The sequence below is a fragment of the Streptomyces sp. NPDC091271 genome (assembly GCF_044757505.1).
Classification (GTDB): Bacteria; Actinomycetota; Actinomycetes; order Streptomycetales; family Streptomycetaceae; genus Streptomyces.
This window is the reverse complement of sequence record NZ_JBIVVD010000009.1, coordinates 308840-324712: the sequence shown is the minus strand read 5'-3', so window position 1 is coordinate 324712 and position 15873 is coordinate 308840. Positions and strand designations below refer to the sequence as shown.

The following is a 15873-nucleotide window of genomic DNA, read 5'->3' as shown; positions in this document are numbered from 1 at the left end:
CGTGACTCGCGCGACAGGCGGGATTCCCGAGGCCGGGAACCGACACCGGAGTCGCCGCTGTCAGCTGCTCAGAGCGTCTTCGAGCGAGGCGTGGACGGTGAAAACCGCCTCAGCCCCCGTGATCTCGAAGACACGGGCCACGACGGGCTGCATTCCGGCAAGGTGGACCCCTCCTCCGGCCGCCTCGGCCTTCAGACGCGCACCGAGCAGCACATTGAGCCCGGTGGAGTCACAGAAGTCGAGCCCGGAACAGTCGACCACCAGGCGCGTACGCCCCTGCGTGACCGCGCTCTCCAGGGGCTCCCGAAGCAGATCGGCGGTGTGGTGATCGAGCTCACCCACCGGCGTCACGACCTCGCTCCGCCCCTCGGTCCGGACATCGACACTGAGTCGACCCCGGTTCGCACTGCCGACCGTCCCGCGGTCCATTGACTGTCCCTCTTCGCCGTCCGTCACTACCCACGTCCCTGTGTACGCGGCTTCGTCGTGGATGCCACCGACGTGCGTAAAACATTACGCGTTTCCCTCGCCACACGGTAGTCGAAGAACTCAACAAACCGGACATACAGGCTTATTTGGCGCTTGTAACTCGTGGCTGGAAACGGGTAAGGGTAGAGGGGACATCTGCACCAGTAATCTCGATCGGCTTCGGAGGCGCCGCTTCACCGCAGGAAGACGTATGGGCATCGGCAGCCATATGCCGAGAACGATGGAGGAGAACCATGTCACCCCGGCTCGACGTATCGCGTACCCACATCGCGACGTCGGCATGTCCTCAGGGACCGACCGATTCCGACTCCGCTGTCGCGAGCGCCGTACCCGGCCCGCGGACCAGCACCAGCACCACCACCGACCCGACCGCCGAGGACCACCTTCCGGGCGAGGAGTTCGAGGGTCTCGACGGACTTCCCGAGATCCCGCACTACGCCGAGGTCGGCGCCCTGGACGCCAGGGCCCTCTCCAAGACGCTCTTCGCGCGGCTCGAAGCCCTCGAGGAGGGCACCCACGAGTACGCGTACGTACGCAACACCCTCGTGGAACTCAACCTGGCCCTGGTCAAGTTCGCCGCCGCCCGGTTCCGCACCCGCAGCGAGCCCATGGAGGACATCGTCCAGGTCGGCACCATCGGCCTGATCAAGGCGATCGACCGCTTCGAGCTCAGCAGGGGCGTCGAGTTCCCGACGTTCGCGATGCCCACCATCGTCGGCGAGATCAAGCGCTTCTTCCGTGACACCAGCTGGTCCGTGCGCGTCCCGCGCCGACTGCAGGAGCTGCGGCTGGACCTCGCCAAGGCAGGCGACGAGCTGGCCCAGAAGCTGGACCGCTCGCCCACGGTCGTCGAGCTCGCCGACCGCCTCGGCCTCAGCAGGGACGAGGTCGTCGAGGGCATGGCCGCGAGCAACGCGTACACCGCGAGCTCGCTGGACGCCAAGCCCGACGACCAGGCCGACGGCAGCGAGAGCGCCCTCGCGGACCGCCTCGGCTACGAGGACGGCGGCCTGGAGGGCATCGAGTACGTCGAGTCCCTCAAGCCGCTCATCGCCTCGCTCCCGCTGCGCGACCGCACGATCCTCTCCATGCGGTTCGTCTCCAACATGACGCAGTCGGAGATCGGCGAGGAGCTCGGCATCTCGCAGATGCACGTGTCCCGGCTCCTCTCCCGGACCCTGGCCAAGCTCAGGAAGGGCCTGACCGTGGAGGAGTGACCCGGCGTCACCCGCACCACCGGTACGTCATCGCGGAAGGACCTGCCCCCGACGGGCGGGTCCTTCCGCATTGTTGACGAAGTGCCACGGACTGGGCCACATTGGGCGGGGTTCTGGGGGGAACACATGGCTCATGGGGAGAGCGGTCCTGCTGACCGCGGAGCAGCGGCAGCGGCCGAAACGGCGATGGGCGTCCGGCTCGGGCGGGAATGCCTGTACGTACCGTCCTGCCGGCTGGGCCTCTATCTGGCGCTCCGCCACTGGTGCGAACCCGGCGGCAAGATCCTGATGTCCCCGGTCAACGACGACGTCATCCTCTTCGTCGTCCTCGCCGCCGGCCTGCGGCCCGTCCAGGCCCCGCTGTCCGCGGCGGACGGCTCGATCGACGTCGACGCTGTGCCCGAGGCCGTGTGGGAGGGCCTCTCGGCCGTCCTCACCACCAATCTGTACGGGAACCCGGACCCGGCCGGGCGGCTGCGCGAGCGCTGCGACCGCCTCGGCGTCCCCCTGATCGAGGACGCCGCGCACGCCATCGGCAGCGCCACGGGCGGAAGACCGGTCGGCTCGTACGGGGACGCGGCGGCCTTCAGCCTCTCCAAACACGTCGGTGCGAAGGCCGGAGGCTTCCTCGCCGTCGCCGACCCTTCCCTGCGCGCCCCGCTGGAGCGTGCCCGGGACGCCCTGCTCGACCCGGCCCGCCTCACCGCCGAACTCGCCTACGCCGTACGCCCGTACGCGGAATCGGCCGTACGCGGGCTGCGGCTCGCCCCCGCAGCCTGGTGGGCCCTGCGGCTGCTCGGGCTCCAGGAACGGGACGGGATCCGGATGCCGTTACGGCCCGCGGAGCTGCGACAGGCCCTGGGTGCCTCGCCCTCGCTGGAGGCCTTCCACTCCTGGGTCCGCGTCGACATGCACGACTACCGCATCGCCCCGGGCCGATCACGGGTGCGGCGCGTCGCCCGTCTGCTGGCCGGCCTCGACGAGCGGCTCGCCGCGCACCGGACGGGCACCGAGCGGCTCCTCGCGACCCGCTGGGCCCCTCCGGTCCCCGCCGGTGCCCCCGTACAGCCGCTGTTCCGGGTGCCGTTGCTCGTGGCCGACCGGGACGCGGCCGTCGCCGCGCTCTCCCGCCGGCGCATCACCGTCGGCTATCTCTACGACCCGCCGCTCGACACCTACGCGGGCCCAGCGTTCACCGACCCGTCGCCCGCCCCCGCCGAGGCGGCCTGGTTCGCCCGTCACGCCCTGCCCGTCGACCCGCTGCGCGCCGGCGCGGTCATCGAGATCCTGGCCGCGGCGGGTGCCCGGCCCGCGGGAGAGCTGCCCGGTGGCTGACACGGCGAGAGCCGGCCGGCCGAAGGCCGCGCCGCCCCCGGCGGCCCCGGCGAGCGGCGACTCGCTCTTCCGCAACGCCTACGCCCTGATGCTCTCCACCGGGGTCTCCGCCGCTCTCGGCCTGGGTTTCTGGCTGGTCGCCGCCCGCTACTACACCGAGGAGGCGGTCGGCCAGGGCTCCGCCGCCATCGCCGCGATGCGGCTCCTCGCCTCGGTCACCGCGACCACGATGATCGGCGCCGTCGTCCGCTACGTGCCCCGCGCCGGACGCGCCACCGGGTCCCTGGTCGCCCGTACCTACCTGGCCAGTTCCGTCGTCGTCACCCTGGCCTGCGTGGTCTTCCTGCTCACGCTGGACCTGTGGGGCGATTCGTACGCCCCGCTCGGCACCCTGTCCGCCGGGCTCGTCTTCACCGGGTCCTGCGTCGCCTGGGCGGTCCTCACCCTCCAGGACGGGGTGCTGACCGGGCTGCGCAAGGCCGTCTGGGTGCCCGTCGGCAACGCCGTGTTCTCCGTCGGGAAGCTGCTGCTCCTCGCCGCGTTCGCGACCGCGCTGCCCGTCCTCGGTGTCTTCGTGTCCTGGGCCGCGGCCATCGCCCTGTCCGTGCTGCCGCTCGGCTGGATGGTCTTCCGCCGGCTGATTCCGCGTCAGGCGGGCGCCGACCGGGACCGCGAGCCGCCCCGGATGCGCGAGATCGGCAGGTTCCTGGCGGGCGACTCCGTCGGCGCGCTCTTCAGCCTGGCCATGATCAACCTGCTGCCGGTGATGGTGGCCGTGCGCTTCGACGCCGCGCACAACGGCTTCTTCTACATCGCGTACACCGTCGGCGGCACCATGGAGTTCATGGCCATCAACATGGCCTCCTCCCTCACCGCGCACGCCTCGCACAGCCCCGGACACCTGGCCGAGGGCGTGCGCGGGGCGCTGCGCCGCATGGCGGTCCTGCTGGTTCCCGTCGTGGTCGTCCTGGTCCTCTTCGCCCCGCGGATCCTCAGCCCCTTCGGCTCCGACTACGCCGCCCACGGCACCCTGGTCCTGCGGCTGCTGGCCGCGGCCGCCCTGCCCCGGGTCGTGGTCGAGCTGTACATCGGCGTGCTGCGGGTGCAGGGCCGCACCGGCGCTCTGGCCGTCCTGCAGGGCACGATGTGCGCCCTCGTCCTCGGCAGTGCGGCCGTGCTGCTCGGCCCGCTGGGGATCGCCGGCGCCGGCTGGGCGATGCTGATCGCCATGACCGCGGTGGCCTCCGCCTCCGCCCTGGGACTGCGCTCGGCCCTGACCGGGCGTACGCCGCGGGGCGCCCGGCGTGCGGCGCCGGGGGCCGAGGAGTTCGGGACGGGCTGGGCCCGGCTCGCCGCGCGGGAGCGGCGGGGAACGGGTCAGGGGGCGGACGCGGGGCCGGGACGACGCGAGGCGCTGTGGCTCTGGGGGCTGCTGGTGCTCGCGGCCGGACTGTTCTGGGTGCCGCTGTCACGCTCGGCGCACTCCGGGCGTACGCGTCTGACCGGTGCGGAGCTGATCGACGCGCTGCCACCGGTCACGGTGACCGCCGGGGTGCTGATGATCGTCGCCTACACCGCGGCCGTCGCGCTGTACCGCCCCCGGCCCGCCCTGCTGGGCGCGGCGCTGCTGGTGACCGTGGCGGCCCTGCACTCGGCCCCGCTCCTCCTCGGGGTACGCCCGCCCGCCGCCTCCCGGGAGTGGCACGGAACGCTCGCCGGCTTCCTCGCCGGCGTGCCGGGAGCGGCCCCGCCGGACGCGGTGCTGCGGGCCCTGCCGTTCGCCCTCCAGCTGCTGTGCCTGGCGCTGGCCGCGGTCCTGCTGCGGACGGCCGGGGCGCACTGGCGGGTCACCGCCGCCGCGGTGTGGGTGCTCGCGGTGGCCGGGTGGGCCGCGCAGGACGCCTTCGCCACGGCCGGACTGCCCGTGCTCTGGGGGCTGTTGTCGGCGACGGCGGTGGCGTACGGCGTACGGGGGTGGGTCAGCGGCCGGGCACCGGCTGATTGAACCAGTCGTCCTGGCCGGCCGTGCGGTAACCCTCCAGGCCCGGCCCCTCGTCGACCGTGAGGTCACAGCCCTTGCCCGGGACCGCCCGGTTCCAGTGCACCAGCGCCTTGGCCTCGGGCATGGTCCTGGCCACCTCGGGAATCCCCTCGTACCACTCGCGCTGGCGGTCCTTGTCCGCCGGATCGGGCACCGTGGCGAACTCGGCGAACATCAGCGGCTTCTCGTCGCTGATGTGGGTGCGCAGCCACTCGTACGTCGGCCGCTGGCTGCGGTCGAAGTCCTTCCAGTCCGTGGTGTCGTGGCAGGTGAAGTAGTTGTACTGGTCCATGCCGATCCAGTCGACGTAGTCGTCGCCCGGGTAGAGCCGCTCGAAGAGCTTCCCCGACGGGAGATAGCCGGAGACCGTCCACACCCAGACCACGTTGTCCACACCGAGCTCCTCGAACCGGTCGTGAAGGTGGCGGTAGGCGGCGACGTACTCCTCGGGCGTGCCCGCGTCGCCGACCCGGGCGTCGACCTCCTGGTCGAAGGAGAGGAACACCCGCTTCCCGTAGGCCTTGAGGCGGCGAGCCTGCGGGTCGATGATCTCCCGGTCGTGCTTCCCCGACGCGATGTCCGCCCAGCCGAGCTGGTCCTCGGTCCAGTTGGCGTGGTGGGGCTCGCGCCACACCGTGGACTCCCACGCCAGCATGAGCAACCGGTTCCGGCCGAGGATCTGCTCGTCGGGGGTCAGGAGCTGTCCGTCGAGGCCGGTGTTCGACATGTCGTGGTACGTGTACAGGAGGTCGAGCTTCCGGCCGATCTTCTCCTCGAACGCGTACACCGCGTCCTTGAGCGAACCGTTCCCGGCATGCGGCACGTAGGCGCCCCACCAGGCCCCGCACGGCGGGACGAGCGTGGCGGTGGGGGCGCACGCCCCGCCGGGCACCGGGCCGGTGGCGGCGTCGGCCGGGAGGGCGCCCGCGGAGGGCACCCGCTCGTCGTCCTCGCCGGAGGAGGGTGTGCCGAACCGGGTGAGAAGTCCGGTCAGCAACGCCGCGACGGCGACCAGCGCGAGCACGAGGTACGTACGGGGGCGGCGGCCCTCCGGCGGACGGTGGCGGCTCACCGGCGCCTCGCGGAGTCCGGCCGGGCCCGCTCGACGGCGCCCCGGGTGGCCGCGGGCAGCGGAAGCCCCGGCAGGGCTGCGGCGAGGGTGGTGAACGCGGCGAGAACCACCAGGAACGCGGTCCCCGAGAACCCTTCCACCAGGAACAGCGCGGTGGCCGCGACGACGGCCACGGAGAGCCCGAGGGGCGCGGCGAGCGCGGCCGCTTCGAGGCGGGCGCCCGGCCTGAGCGGAACGGGCCGCGGATACAGCAGGGCGAGGCCGGGGGCGAGGCAGACGAAGAGGAGCACGGGGGCCCAGCGCAGGGGTGATCCCCCCGGCAGCGCGGTCGCGGCGAGCGCCACCCACCCGGAGAGCGCCAGGGCGGCTCTGATCAGGGTCTGCCGGGCGGGGAGCGCCGGTCGCCGGTTCTCGGACACGTGGCTGCCTTCCTGGTCTGGGACGTGGCTCAGGGGCCGTCGTAGCGCAGGACGACGCCGTGTACGGTCCGCTCGACCACGTGGAAGAGCGGCGAGGCGGTGAGGTCCCGGGTCAGGGCGTCGAAGCCGCCGGGCGGCAGCAGCCCCTCACCCGCGGTGTAGATGTCCTGGGTGCGCGTGAGGATGACATAGGCCGTGGTGCCGGGCGGCAGCCGGGCCGAGAGGTAGCCCGCCGGGTCCTTGAGCATCTCGACGTTCTCGGGGAGCTCCTGCTCGGCGAAGAACCAGTGCTCCAGCCGGTCGTAGCGGTGCAGCGCCTTCGGGAACGAACCGGTGGTGGCCAGGATCAGCGCCCCTTCCGGGGCGCGGTCGATGGCTCGGGTGACGAGCGCGGTCTCGGCGGGCGGGGTGTAGTTCATCTGCTCCTTGCCGTAGTACGACGGCATGAAGCCGGCGAGCAGCGCGACCAGTGACACCGGTAGCGCGACGGCGCAGATCTTCCGTACCGCCGGCCGGACCCGGTGCGCCCCGGCGCCCCCGGCAGCCGGGACGAGCGCCGCGGCGGCGAAGAACGCGGCGCCCGGGAGCGCGAACAGGTAGACACGGAAGAGCATTTCGCCGCCGTAGTCGTTGACCACGAACAGCGGGACGGGCGCGGCGGAGGCCAGCAGCAGCGGCAGGGCGCTGTGCACCAGGCGGCGCCGCAGCAGGAGGGCCGTGCCGGCGAGGACGGCGACGGCCAGCACCATAAGGACGTTGGCGCGCCCCGCGAGCTCGGGGCCGGCCCCGGTGAGCTGCCCGGCGTATCCGGCGCGGGAGTTCTGCGTGAGTTCGCCGAGGGAGTCGCGCAGGGTGCCCAGTGTCTCGGTGAAGAGGGGGCGGCCCATGGTGAGGTCCCAGGCCAGCATGAGCAGGCCGGCCACGGCGAGGAGCCCGGGGTTGCGGTAGCGGCGGGTGAGATTGAGCGCGAGCAGGGTGACGCAGAGCATCACCGGAGTCAGCTGGTGCACCGCGTTGACGGCCACGATCAGGGGCACCAGGACCGCGACACCGACCGCGCGCTGACGGGTGCCGGTGGGCGGCGGGACGGCTGCGGCGGCCGGGTCGAGCCAGGCGCGTGAGCGCAGCCGTCCGGCGGAGCCGGGGCGCACGAAGTGCCGTACGACGACGGCGAGTACGGCGAGATGGAGGAGGAAGGCGAGGCCCTGCGGGGCGAGATAGTCCTGACCCACCCAGTTGGCGAGCTGGAAGATCCAGACGGCCGTCCACACGAGGCGCCAGTCCTCGCTGAACGTGCGGTAGACCAGGATCAGGACCGGCATCATCAGCAGGCCGAGGACGACGGGCGCCCAGTTCAGGTAGGCGGCGGCGCTGTCGGCCCCGAAGGCGCGGACGAGCCCGCCGTTGAGCGTGAAGAAGCCGGGCCACTGGTCGTAGGCGGACATGTTGCCGGACAGGCCCTCGTCCGGGCGCAGTTCGCCGTTGGCCAGCAGGTGGTCGATGACCGCGTCGTGCTTGGACGCCCAGGGGTAGCGCTCCGAGTCGTACAGGACGGCGGGGACTCCCTTGAGGGCCATCAGCAGTCCGGCGCAGTACAGCGCGGGCCACCACGGGGCCGTGCCCGCGCGGCGGAGGCTGACCAGGAAGCCCGCGGTCAGGGCGAGCAGGGAGAGGTAGTAGATGACGGGCAACCGGTCCAGGAGCCCGTACTCGCCCATCGAGCGGAATCCGATGTGCGGCAGCGAGGCGGTCCAGAGACCGGCCGCCAGGAGTAACGGCAGCCAGGTGAGGACCGTCCAGGGTCTCAGCGCGTCGGGGAGACCGCGGGGCGACGCCTCGGCGGCCGCCTCGTGCGGCTGCCCGCGAGGAGGCCCCGGCTCGGCGTTCCCCGCTGTGTCCCCCTTGACCGGCGCGGGCACATGCTGTGGCACGGTGCGACTCCCCCCACGGATGTGGTCGCGGCCGTCACGCCGCTGTCCCCTTGGGCGAAGTATAGGAATGTGCTTCGCCTTTGTGACGCTCTCGTCCCCTTTCTCCGCCGTCCTCACGTCACCCCGCGAACTCCGGCCCCCGCACGGCGGACCGCCCCCGCCGGTACCACCGCCAGCCCACCGTCGGAAGCGAGTCGGGGAACGGCGCCACGCGCACGCCCTCGCCCGCCATCCAGCGCTCGACGTCCCGCACGGTGTGGCTCCGCCTCAGGATCAGCCGCGCGATCCGGTACGGCTCGTCCCGGCCGGAGCTCAGCGCGTGCCGGACGGCCACGGCGCTCTCGTAACCGGCGGCGCGGGCGGCACGGCGCACGCGCACGCTGTTGTAGCCGTGCGGATAGGCGAGATGGGCCACCTCATGGCCCAGGACGTCCTCCAGCACCTTCCTGGAGTCGACGAGTTCCGAGCGCAGGGCCACGGCGGGCAGGGTGTCCAGCTGCGCGTGGGTGACCGTGTGCCCGCCCACCTCCATGCCGTACTGCTCCAGCAGGGGCGCCTGGGCCAGGCTCATCATCGGCGCGGGCGGCAGCAGGCTGCCCCCGCCGGACCGCGTCAGCGCGCCCGTCGTGAGATACGCGGTGGCCGGCATCGACCGCCCGGCGAGCGCCTCGGCGGTCGGCCCCGGCAGATCCGCGAAGCCGTCGTCGAAGGTCAGGACGACCGGCCGGTCCGGCAGCGGCTCACGCCCCGCGAGATGGGCGACGAGCGCGCCGACCGGGACCGGTGTGCGGCCGCAGGCCCCGATCGTGTCCAGCTGGGCGGCGAACTCCTTCGGTGTGACCGTGAATTCGGCGATCCACTCCGGTGGGTCGTCCATCACCGCGTGGTACAGCAGCACGGGGATCCGGGACGCCGCTCGACTCCCGGGATCCTCCCGTCCGCGCGCGCTCATCTCGGCCCCCGGGGGCGCGCGGCGCGGACGGCGAACCTCGCGCGTACGTATCCGAGGGGGCCGTACAGCAGACCTCTGCGCTCCAGCCGGGACAGATGTCGGGGCCACGGGTAGGTGTACGCGCCGTGCTCGCCGGGAACGCCGCTTCCCGCAACGTCGGTGGCACGGGACGCCGTCATCGTGCGGGCATGGGCGAGACCGCGCGGCAGCCGGGCCAGGAGGGACGGCAACAGGGCGGGCCTGCGGACCAGCAGCGCGGTGAGGCAGGCGGTGAGCCCGGCGCCGTAGCCGTACGCCTGCCCGCAGAGGTCCTCCCAGCGCTCCCGGTGGTGGTGCCAGACGATCGCTTCGGGTGTGTAGTGCAGCGGGTGACCCTCGGCAAGGAGCCGTACGAACGCGTAGAGGTCGTCGCCCCCTTTGGCCGCGGTGCCGGTGCCGGTGGCGGGGTCGAAACCGCCGACGGCTTTCAACGCCTCGCCGCGGAAGGCCATGTTGGCGCCCGAGCCGAACCGGCCGGCGGTGAACGGGAAGAGCGGCTCGTCGGCGGGCGGGTGCGCGGGGTCGTAGCGGCGTGCGGCGAACCCCTTGGCGAATCCGCCGTGACTCTCCAGCAGGATCTGCGCCGGGGTGCTGAGCCTGGCCGGCAGGATCAGCCCCGTGGCGCAGGCCAGCCCGGGGTCCTCGCCGAAGGGCCGGGTGAGGGCGCTGAGCCAGTGCGGGTCGGCGATGACGTCGTCGTCGGTGAAGGCGACTATGTCCGCCGTGGCGAGGAGAACCCCTCTGTTGTGCGCGGCTGCCAGACCGGGGGCCGGCTCACAGGCGTAGCTCACCCCCCGGCCGGCGTAGGCGGAGCTGATGAGCTCACGGGTGGCGTCCGTGGCCGGGGCGTTGTCGACGACCACGATCTCGAAGTCCGGGTGGTCCTGGGCGAGCAGCGAGTCGAGGGCGCGGGCGAGCTGTCCGGGGCGCTCCCGGGTCGCGACGACGACGGTGGCCCTGGGCACCTCACCGGCCGGAGGACGCTCCGGGGCGTCCGGGACGTCGATCTCGTCCGCCGCCTGCTCGGCGAGGACGGAGGCCGGGTCGTCGCCCGCCCTGACGCGCCCGACGACCGTGCCGACGGGGCGTCCCCGCAGCCGTACGAGAGCGAAGATCCGCTGCTCCTCGCCGTCCCGCGGCCCCAGGGGCGGCCCGCCGGGCGCGGGCCCGATCCGGGCGCCCGTGCCGTCGGCCGCGTCGAGCTCCAGCTCGGCGACGGCCATGCCGGCGAGCCGGCCGATGGCGGGTAACCGCTCCGCGCTCCCCGCCTGTTCGTTCCCGTACGGCATCCGGTCCCCCCGGGTCGTGACGCTATGGACGATTCGGTTCGCGCAGTCGGCCGGCCCGTTCGAGGCCGCGCTGCGCCAGGCCTGCCAGCCGTGGCCGGTTCCGCACGAAACCGTGCGCGCGGCGGGAGGGTTCGCGGCCGATCCACTGGAGGGCCGCGCCCACGCCCGGCCTGACCGAGGCGCCCTCGTACACCGTGAGTTCGCCGGTCTTCAGGGCGTCCTTGTACTCGGCCGCACCTCGCCCCATGTCGAGCATCCCGATGCCGTCGTCCGCCGCCGCGCGCGCCATCCGCAGATGCAGGATCAGGCCCGGCGAGAACTTCGCGAAGCCGGGGTCGTACGCCGGGAACCAGCACGAGAGCACCGTCCGCGAGCGCAGCCCGAAGTGGGCGGCCACAGGGCGGTCACCCGCGTACAGGACGGAGAGCAGGCCGGAACACCCGGGCGCCCGGGTGTGGAAGAGGAACTCCACCAGGTCGCGGATCCACTTCTTCGCGAAGCGGTCGCGCCGTCCGGTCCTTCGGTACTGGGCGGACTTCCACTCCATCAGGGTCCGCAGCACCGCCGGATCCCGCTCGTCGAGGACGAACCGCACCTCCCCGGCGTCGCGGCCGAGCTTGCGCTCCTTGGCCAGGGTGGTCCTGAGGAACTTCGGCGACCGTGCCCGCAGAGCCTGCTCGTAGCTCTCGTGGCCGTCGCCGACATCGATGACGTACGAGGCGTACGCGCGGGCGGCATCCGGCTCGAAGAGGCCCTGGCCCTCCTCCAGGTTGTCGAACTCCCACGCGGAGAGCCCGCAGGCCCGCAGCAGCTCCCTGGCGTCCAGCAGAAGACCGGGGCGCAGCACGGCGCCCTGTACGTCGGAGACCCCGAAGCCGATGGCCCGGCCGTGGCCGAGCCGTCCCCGCTCGAAGGGGAGGAAACCGGCCGGCCCCCCGGATTCCTCGCTGATCAGCGCCACCCGCGCGTGCGGCCGGACCCGGCCGACGGCAAGGGCGAACTCCGGTTCCATGAACGGATGGGCCGGGGCGCCGGACTTGGCCCGGAGCTCCCGCCAGCTCTCGATGTCCCCCGCGCCCAGATCTCCGGGCCTGACCACACGTATGCGCCTGCCGCTCACAAGACCCCCCGGTCCTACCCCCCTGAGCCACGCTGCCCAGAACGGTACCGGGCTCGGTCACCCGGCGGTAGACAGCCGCGACATCCTGTGACCGACCGGTGAAAATCGCCTGGGCCGCCCCTGGGGCGTCACACCGCCCTCTCGCCGCCCCGCCACACCGCCGCCACCAGGGGGACCCCCGGCCGGTAGGCCAGGTGGACATGGCTCGGCGCGTCCAGCATCACGAGGTCGGCGCGGGCGCCGGGGGTGATGCGGCCGATGTCGGTGCGGCGCAGGGCGGCGGCGCCTCCCGCGGTGGCGGACCAGACCGCTTCGTCGGGGGTCATGCCCATGTCCCGTACGGCGAGGGCGATGCAGAACGGCATGGAGGAGGTGAACGAGGAGCCCGGGTTGCAGTCCGTGGACAGGGCGACCGTGGCGCCCGCCCCGAGAATGCGGCGGGCGTCGGGCCAGGCGGCCCGGGTGGAGAACTCGGCGCCGGGGAGCAGGGTGGCGACGGTGGAGCCCTGGCCGAGCGCGTCGAGGTCGGCGTCGTCGAGGTGGGTGCAGTGGTCGGCGGACGCCGCGTCCAGCTCGACGGCGAGCCGGACCCCGGGGCCGTGGCCGAGCTGGTTGGCGTGGACGCGGGGGTGGAGGCCCCTGGCCTTCCCCGCGGTGAGGATCGTGCGCGCCTGGTCCTCGTCGAAGGCACCACGCTCGCAGAAGACGTCGATCCAACGGGCGTACGGGGCACAGGCGTCCAGCATCGGGCCGGTGACGAGGCCGACGTAACCGGCGGGATCGTCGGCGTAGTCGGGGGACACGATGTGGGCGCCGAGGAAGGTGACCTCGTCTGTGTGGCGGGCGGCGATGCGCAGGGCGCGTGCCTCGTCCTCGACGGTGAGGCCGTAGCCGGACTTGGTCTCGAAGGTGGTGGTGCCCTGCCGGAGCGCCTCCGCGAGGTAGCGCGCGACGTTGGCGGAGAGCTCCTCGTCGGAGGCGGCGCGGGTGGCGGCCACGGTCGTGCGGATGCCGCCTGCGGAGTAGGGACGGCCGGACATACGGGCGTTGAACTCGGCGGTGCGGTCACCGGCGAACACCAGGTGGGAGTGGGAGTCGACGAAGCCGGGAATCACGGCGCGGCCGCCCGCGTCGACGGCGTTGTCGGTGGCGGGTGCTTTGCTGGATTCACCGGTCCAGACGATGCGGTCGCCGTCGATGACGACGGCCGCGTCCCGGATCAGGCCCAGGGGGGTCCCGTCACCGAGGGAGGGGTCGTTGGTGACCAGGTTCGCGATGTGGGTGATGGCGGTCGTCGGGGTGGTCGTCATCCGGGCACAGCTTTCTTTCGGCTCGGTCCCGGGCCGGACCCGGGTTCACGGTGCGGTGGCGGGCAGGGCGCTCAGGCGTACAGGGCGGCGACGGCCGAGGCGAGCGCTCCGGGCACGTCGTCGATCCGTGTGTGCCGGCCGTCCCGGACGATGTGCCGGCCCGCCACCACGGTGTGCCGCACATCGGCGGCGGTCGCGGCGAATACGGCTGCTTCGGCTGCCAGCCGGGGCACCGGCCCCGCTGTCCTGACGGAGTCCAGCGCGACGGTGGCGAGGTCGGCGGGCGCGCCCGGTTCGAGCACGCCCGCGTCCGGGCGGCCGAGCGCGGCGTGGCCCTCGGCGGAAGCCGCCCTGAGCAGGGCTGCCGCGGTCCAGTGGCCCCGGACATGGGTGCGCAGGCGTTCGTTGAGCTCCATCGCCCGTGCCTCCTCGAAGAGGTCGATCACGGCGTGGCTGTCGCTGCCGAGCGAGAGGGGGGAGCCCGCGCCCTGGAGCGCGGTGGCAGGGCCGATGCCGTCGGCGAGGTCGCGTTCGGTCGTGGGGCACATGCAGGTGCCCGTCCGGGAGGAGCCCAGCAGCTCGATGTCCTCGGCCGTGAGGTGCGTGTTGTGGATGCCTGTGGTGCGCGGGCCGAGGACCCCGTGGTCGGCGAGGAGCCGGGTGGGGGTGCGGCGGTGGGCGGCGAGGCAGGCGTCGTTCTCCGCGGTCTGCTCGGAGAGGTGGACATGGAGCGGGACCGCCCGCTCCTGCGCCCACCGCGCGACGGTGGACAGCTGCCCGGCCGGGACGGCGCGCACGGAGTGGATCGCGGCGCCGATCACCACCAGGTCGTCGTCCCCCTTGAGGAGGGAGGCACGCTCGGCCCAGGCGTCGGCGGTGGTGTCGGAGAAGCGCAGCTGGTGCCGGCTCGGCTTCTCCCCGAAGCCGGCGGCCAGATAGGCGGTGTCGAGCAGGGTGATGCGGATTCCGGCTTCGGCCGCCGCCGCGATGAGCGCCTCGCCCATGGCGTTCGGGTTGTCGTAGGGCGTGCCTCCGGGCGTGTGGTGCACATAGTGGAACTCACCCACCGCGGTGATCCCGGCCAGCGCCATCTCGGCGTACGTGGCACGGGCCAGGTCGTAGTAGGTGTCGGGGGTGAGCCGGGAAGCCGTCCGGTACATCAGCTCGCGCCAGGTCCAGAAGGTGCCGGACCCCACCTGGACGGTGGAGCGCAGCGCGCGGTGGAAGGCGTGCGAGTGGGTGTTGGCCAGTCCCGGGACGGTCAGTCCGTCGAGCACGACGGCGCCGGGCGGAGGTGTGTCGATGCCCGTCCGGACGCCGGCGATGCGCCCTCCGGCCACGTCCAGGAGGACGCCCGGCTCGACATGGGTTCCGAGCCAGGCGTGCGACATCCAGTACGTCGCGGTGACCGGTGTGCCCGTCGGTTGCGTTGTCAGCTGCACGCGAGACCTTCCAGTACGTCGGCGAGTGCCCTCACCCCGGCCACGCAGTCGTCCTCGGAGGCGTGCTCGGCAGGTGAGTGCGAGATCCCGGTGGGGTTCCGTACGAACAGCATGGCGGTCGGCACGGAAGCGGACAAAATGCCCGCGTCGTGTCCCGCCCCCGTACCGAGCACGGGGACGGTGCGCCCGCCGCCGTCCGGACCGCGCTTCTCCAGCACCCGGCCGATCTCGTCCCGGAGCGCGTGCTGGAAGTCCACCACCGGCGTGAACGACTCGCGTACGACGTCGAGATCGATCCCGGCCCGCTCGGCGTGCTCCCGCGCGGCCCGCTCGACGCCGCTCACGACGGCGTCGAGTGTGGCCTGGTCGGCGGCGCGTGAGTCGAGCCAGCCCCGCACGAGGGAGGGGATCGCGTTGACCCCGTTCGGCTCGACGGCGATCTTGCCGAAGGTCGCGAGACCTCCGGCGAGCTCGGCCTCGCGCCGGGCCGCGAGCACGGTCTCGGCGTACGTGAGCATCGGGTCGCGCCGGTCGGCGAGGCGTGTCGTGCCGGCGTGGTTGGCCTCCCCCCGGAAGTCGAACCGCCAGCGGCCGTGCGGCCAGATGGCCGAGGCTATCCCGACCGGGTCCCCGCTCAGGTCCAGGGCGCGCCCCTGCTCCACGTGGAGCTCGACGAACGCGCCGATCCGGGCGAGCCGTTCGGGATCGGGCCCGATGGCGTCGGGGTCGTGCCCCGCGGCCTCCATGGCCTGCGGGAGCGAGACGCCGTCCCCGTCACGGAGCCGGTGCGCGTGCTCGATGGTCAGCTGTCCGGCGGCGAGCCGGGAGCCGACGCAGGCCAGCCCGAAGCGGGCGCCCTCCTCGTCACCGAAGTTGGTGATGGCGAACGGCCTGGTGAACACCGCTCCCCTGCGGCGGAGTTCGTCCAGGGCGGCGAAGGAGGACACCACGCCGAGGGGGCCGTCGAAGGCGCCGCCGTCGGGTACGGAGTCGAGATGGGACCCGGTGACGACGGCGTCCCCGGCGAGCGGGTCGCCGAGCCAGGCCCACTGGTTGCCGTTGCGGTCGATCTCGTGGTCGAGGCCGCGCGCCTCGGCCTGTGCCTGGAACCACAGTCGGCACTCGGCGTCGGCGCCGGTCCAGGCGTAGCGGCGGTAGCCGCCGGAGGCGTCGCTGCGGCCGATGGGCCGCAGCGAGCGCCACATGGCGTGGAAGGT

The 15873-nt window shown here is 73.0% G+C and carries 13 protein-coding genes; 3 read left to right on the top strand and 10 right to left on the bottom strand.

What is annotated here, in order from left to right:
• Positions 1-60 precede the first annotated feature (60 nt).
• Positions 61-429 carry an STAS domain-containing protein gene (locus ACIQM3_RS33740; RefSeq protein ID WP_401631136.1) on the bottom strand — a complete coding sequence of 123 codons (369 nt, stop codon included), beginning with the start codon at positions 427-429 and terminating at the stop codon, positions 61-63.
• A gap of 293 nt (positions 430-722) precedes the next feature.
• Between ACIQM3_RS33740 and ACIQM3_RS33735 the strand changes: the two genes are divergently transcribed.
• The 3 genes from ACIQM3_RS33735 to ACIQM3_RS33725 all read left to right on the top strand — a co-directional run bounded on the left by ACIQM3_RS33735 (position 723) and on the right by ACIQM3_RS33725 (position 5046).
• The gene (locus ACIQM3_RS33735) at positions 723-1706 is read left to right on the top strand and encodes an RNA polymerase sigma factor SigF (protein WP_401631134.1); all 984 of its coding nucleotides are present in this window, start codon (positions 723-725) and stop codon (positions 1704-1706) included.
• A 126-nt stretch (positions 1707-1832) separates the two neighbouring features.
• The gene (locus ACIQM3_RS33730) at positions 1833-3041 is read left to right on the top strand and encodes a DegT/DnrJ/EryC1/StrS family aminotransferase (RefSeq protein WP_401631132.1); all 1209 of its coding nucleotides are present in this window, start codon (positions 1833-1835) and stop codon (positions 3039-3041) included.
• The gene (locus ACIQM3_RS33725) at positions 3034-5046 is read left to right on the top strand and encodes a lipopolysaccharide biosynthesis protein (RefSeq protein ID WP_401631130.1); all 2013 of its coding nucleotides are present in this window, start codon (positions 3034-3036) and stop codon (positions 5044-5046) included. Before ACIQM3_RS33730 ends, ACIQM3_RS33725 begins: the two co-directional genes overlap by 8 nt.
• On the opposite strand, the gene ACIQM3_RS33720 is transcribed toward ACIQM3_RS33725, so the two are convergent.
• The 9 genes from ACIQM3_RS33720 to ACIQM3_RS33680 form a co-directional block, all read right to left on the bottom strand.
• Entirely contained in the window at positions 5021-6154 is a 1134-nt protein-coding gene (locus ACIQM3_RS33720; RefSeq protein ID WP_401631128.1) for a glycoside hydrolase family 26 protein, read from the bottom strand. The genes ACIQM3_RS33725 and ACIQM3_RS33720 overlap by 26 nt on opposite strands.
• Positions 6151-6573, bottom strand: a complete 423-nt coding sequence (locus ACIQM3_RS33715; RefSeq protein ID WP_401631126.1) for a hypothetical protein — start codon at positions 6571-6573, stop codon at positions 6151-6153. Before ACIQM3_RS33715 ends, ACIQM3_RS33720 begins: the two co-directional genes overlap by 4 nt.
• A 29-nt stretch (positions 6574-6602) precedes the next feature.
• Positions 6603-8504 carry a hypothetical protein gene (locus ACIQM3_RS33710; RefSeq protein WP_401631124.1) on the bottom strand — a complete coding sequence of 634 codons (1902 nt, stop codon included), beginning with the start codon at positions 8502-8504 and terminating at the stop codon, positions 6603-6605.
• A gap of 118 nt (positions 8505-8622) precedes the next feature.
• Positions 8623-9381 carry a polysaccharide deacetylase family protein gene (locus ACIQM3_RS33705; protein ID WP_401631122.1) on the bottom strand — a complete coding sequence of 253 codons (759 nt, stop codon included), beginning with the start codon at positions 9379-9381 and terminating at the stop codon, positions 8623-8625.
• A gap of 71 nt (positions 9382-9452) precedes the next feature.
• The gene (locus tag ACIQM3_RS33700) at positions 9453-10718 is read right to left on the bottom strand and encodes a glycosyltransferase (protein WP_401631288.1); all 1266 of its coding nucleotides are present in this window, start codon (positions 10716-10718) and stop codon (positions 9453-9455) included.
• An 88-nt stretch (positions 10719-10806) separates the two neighbouring features.
• A complete protein-coding gene (locus tag ACIQM3_RS33695) occupies positions 10807-11889 on the bottom strand; it encodes a GNAT family N-acetyltransferase (RefSeq protein WP_401631286.1) in 1083 nt (360 codons plus the stop codon).
• Between the two features lie 143 nt (positions 11890-12032).
• Positions 12033-13214: an imidazolonepropionase gene (gene hutI, locus ACIQM3_RS33690; protein WP_362934790.1), complete on the bottom strand. Its 1182-nt coding sequence runs from the start codon at positions 13212-13214 to the stop codon at positions 12033-12035.
• 71 nt (positions 13215-13285) lie between these two features.
• Positions 13286-14656: a formimidoylglutamate deiminase gene (locus ACIQM3_RS33685; RefSeq protein WP_401631120.1), complete on the bottom strand. Its 1371-nt coding sequence runs from the start codon at positions 14654-14656 to the stop codon at positions 13286-13288.
• Positions 14647-15861, bottom strand: coding sequence for an allantoate amidohydrolase (locus ACIQM3_RS33680; protein WP_401631283.1), 1215 nt, complete (start codon positions 15859-15861; stop codon positions 14647-14649). Before ACIQM3_RS33680 ends, ACIQM3_RS33685 begins: the two co-directional genes overlap by 10 nt.
• Between the last annotated feature and the right edge of the window lie 12 nt (positions 15862-15873).

Excerpts from the sequence above, each read along its gene's own strand:
- ACIQM3_RS33680 (WP_401631283.1), bottom strand. The coding sequence starts at position 15,861 with ATGTGGCGCTCGCTGCGGCCCATCGGCCGCAGCGACGCCTCCGGCGGC.
- ACIQM3_RS33735 (WP_401631134.1), top strand. The coding sequence starts at position 723 with ATGTCACCCCGGCTCGACGTATCGCGTACCCACATCGCGACGTCGGCA.
- ACIQM3_RS33705 (WP_401631122.1), bottom strand. The coding sequence starts at position 9,381 with ATGGACGACCCACCGGAGTGGATCGCCGAATTCACGGTCACACCGAAG.
- ACIQM3_RS33740 (WP_401631136.1), bottom strand. The coding sequence starts at position 429 with ATGGACCGCGGGACGGTCGGCAGTGCGAACCGGGGTCGACTCAGTGTC.
- ACIQM3_RS33700 (WP_401631288.1), bottom strand. The coding sequence starts at position 10,718 with ATGGCCGTCGCCGAGCTGGAGCTCGACGCGGCCGACGGCACGGGCGCC.
- hutI (WP_362934790.1), bottom strand. The coding sequence starts at position 13,214 with ATGACGACCACCCCGACGACCGCCATCACCCACATCGCGAACCTGGTC.
- ACIQM3_RS33730 (WP_401631132.1), top strand. The coding sequence starts at position 1,833 with ATGGCTCATGGGGAGAGCGGTCCTGCTGACCGCGGAGCAGCGGCAGCG.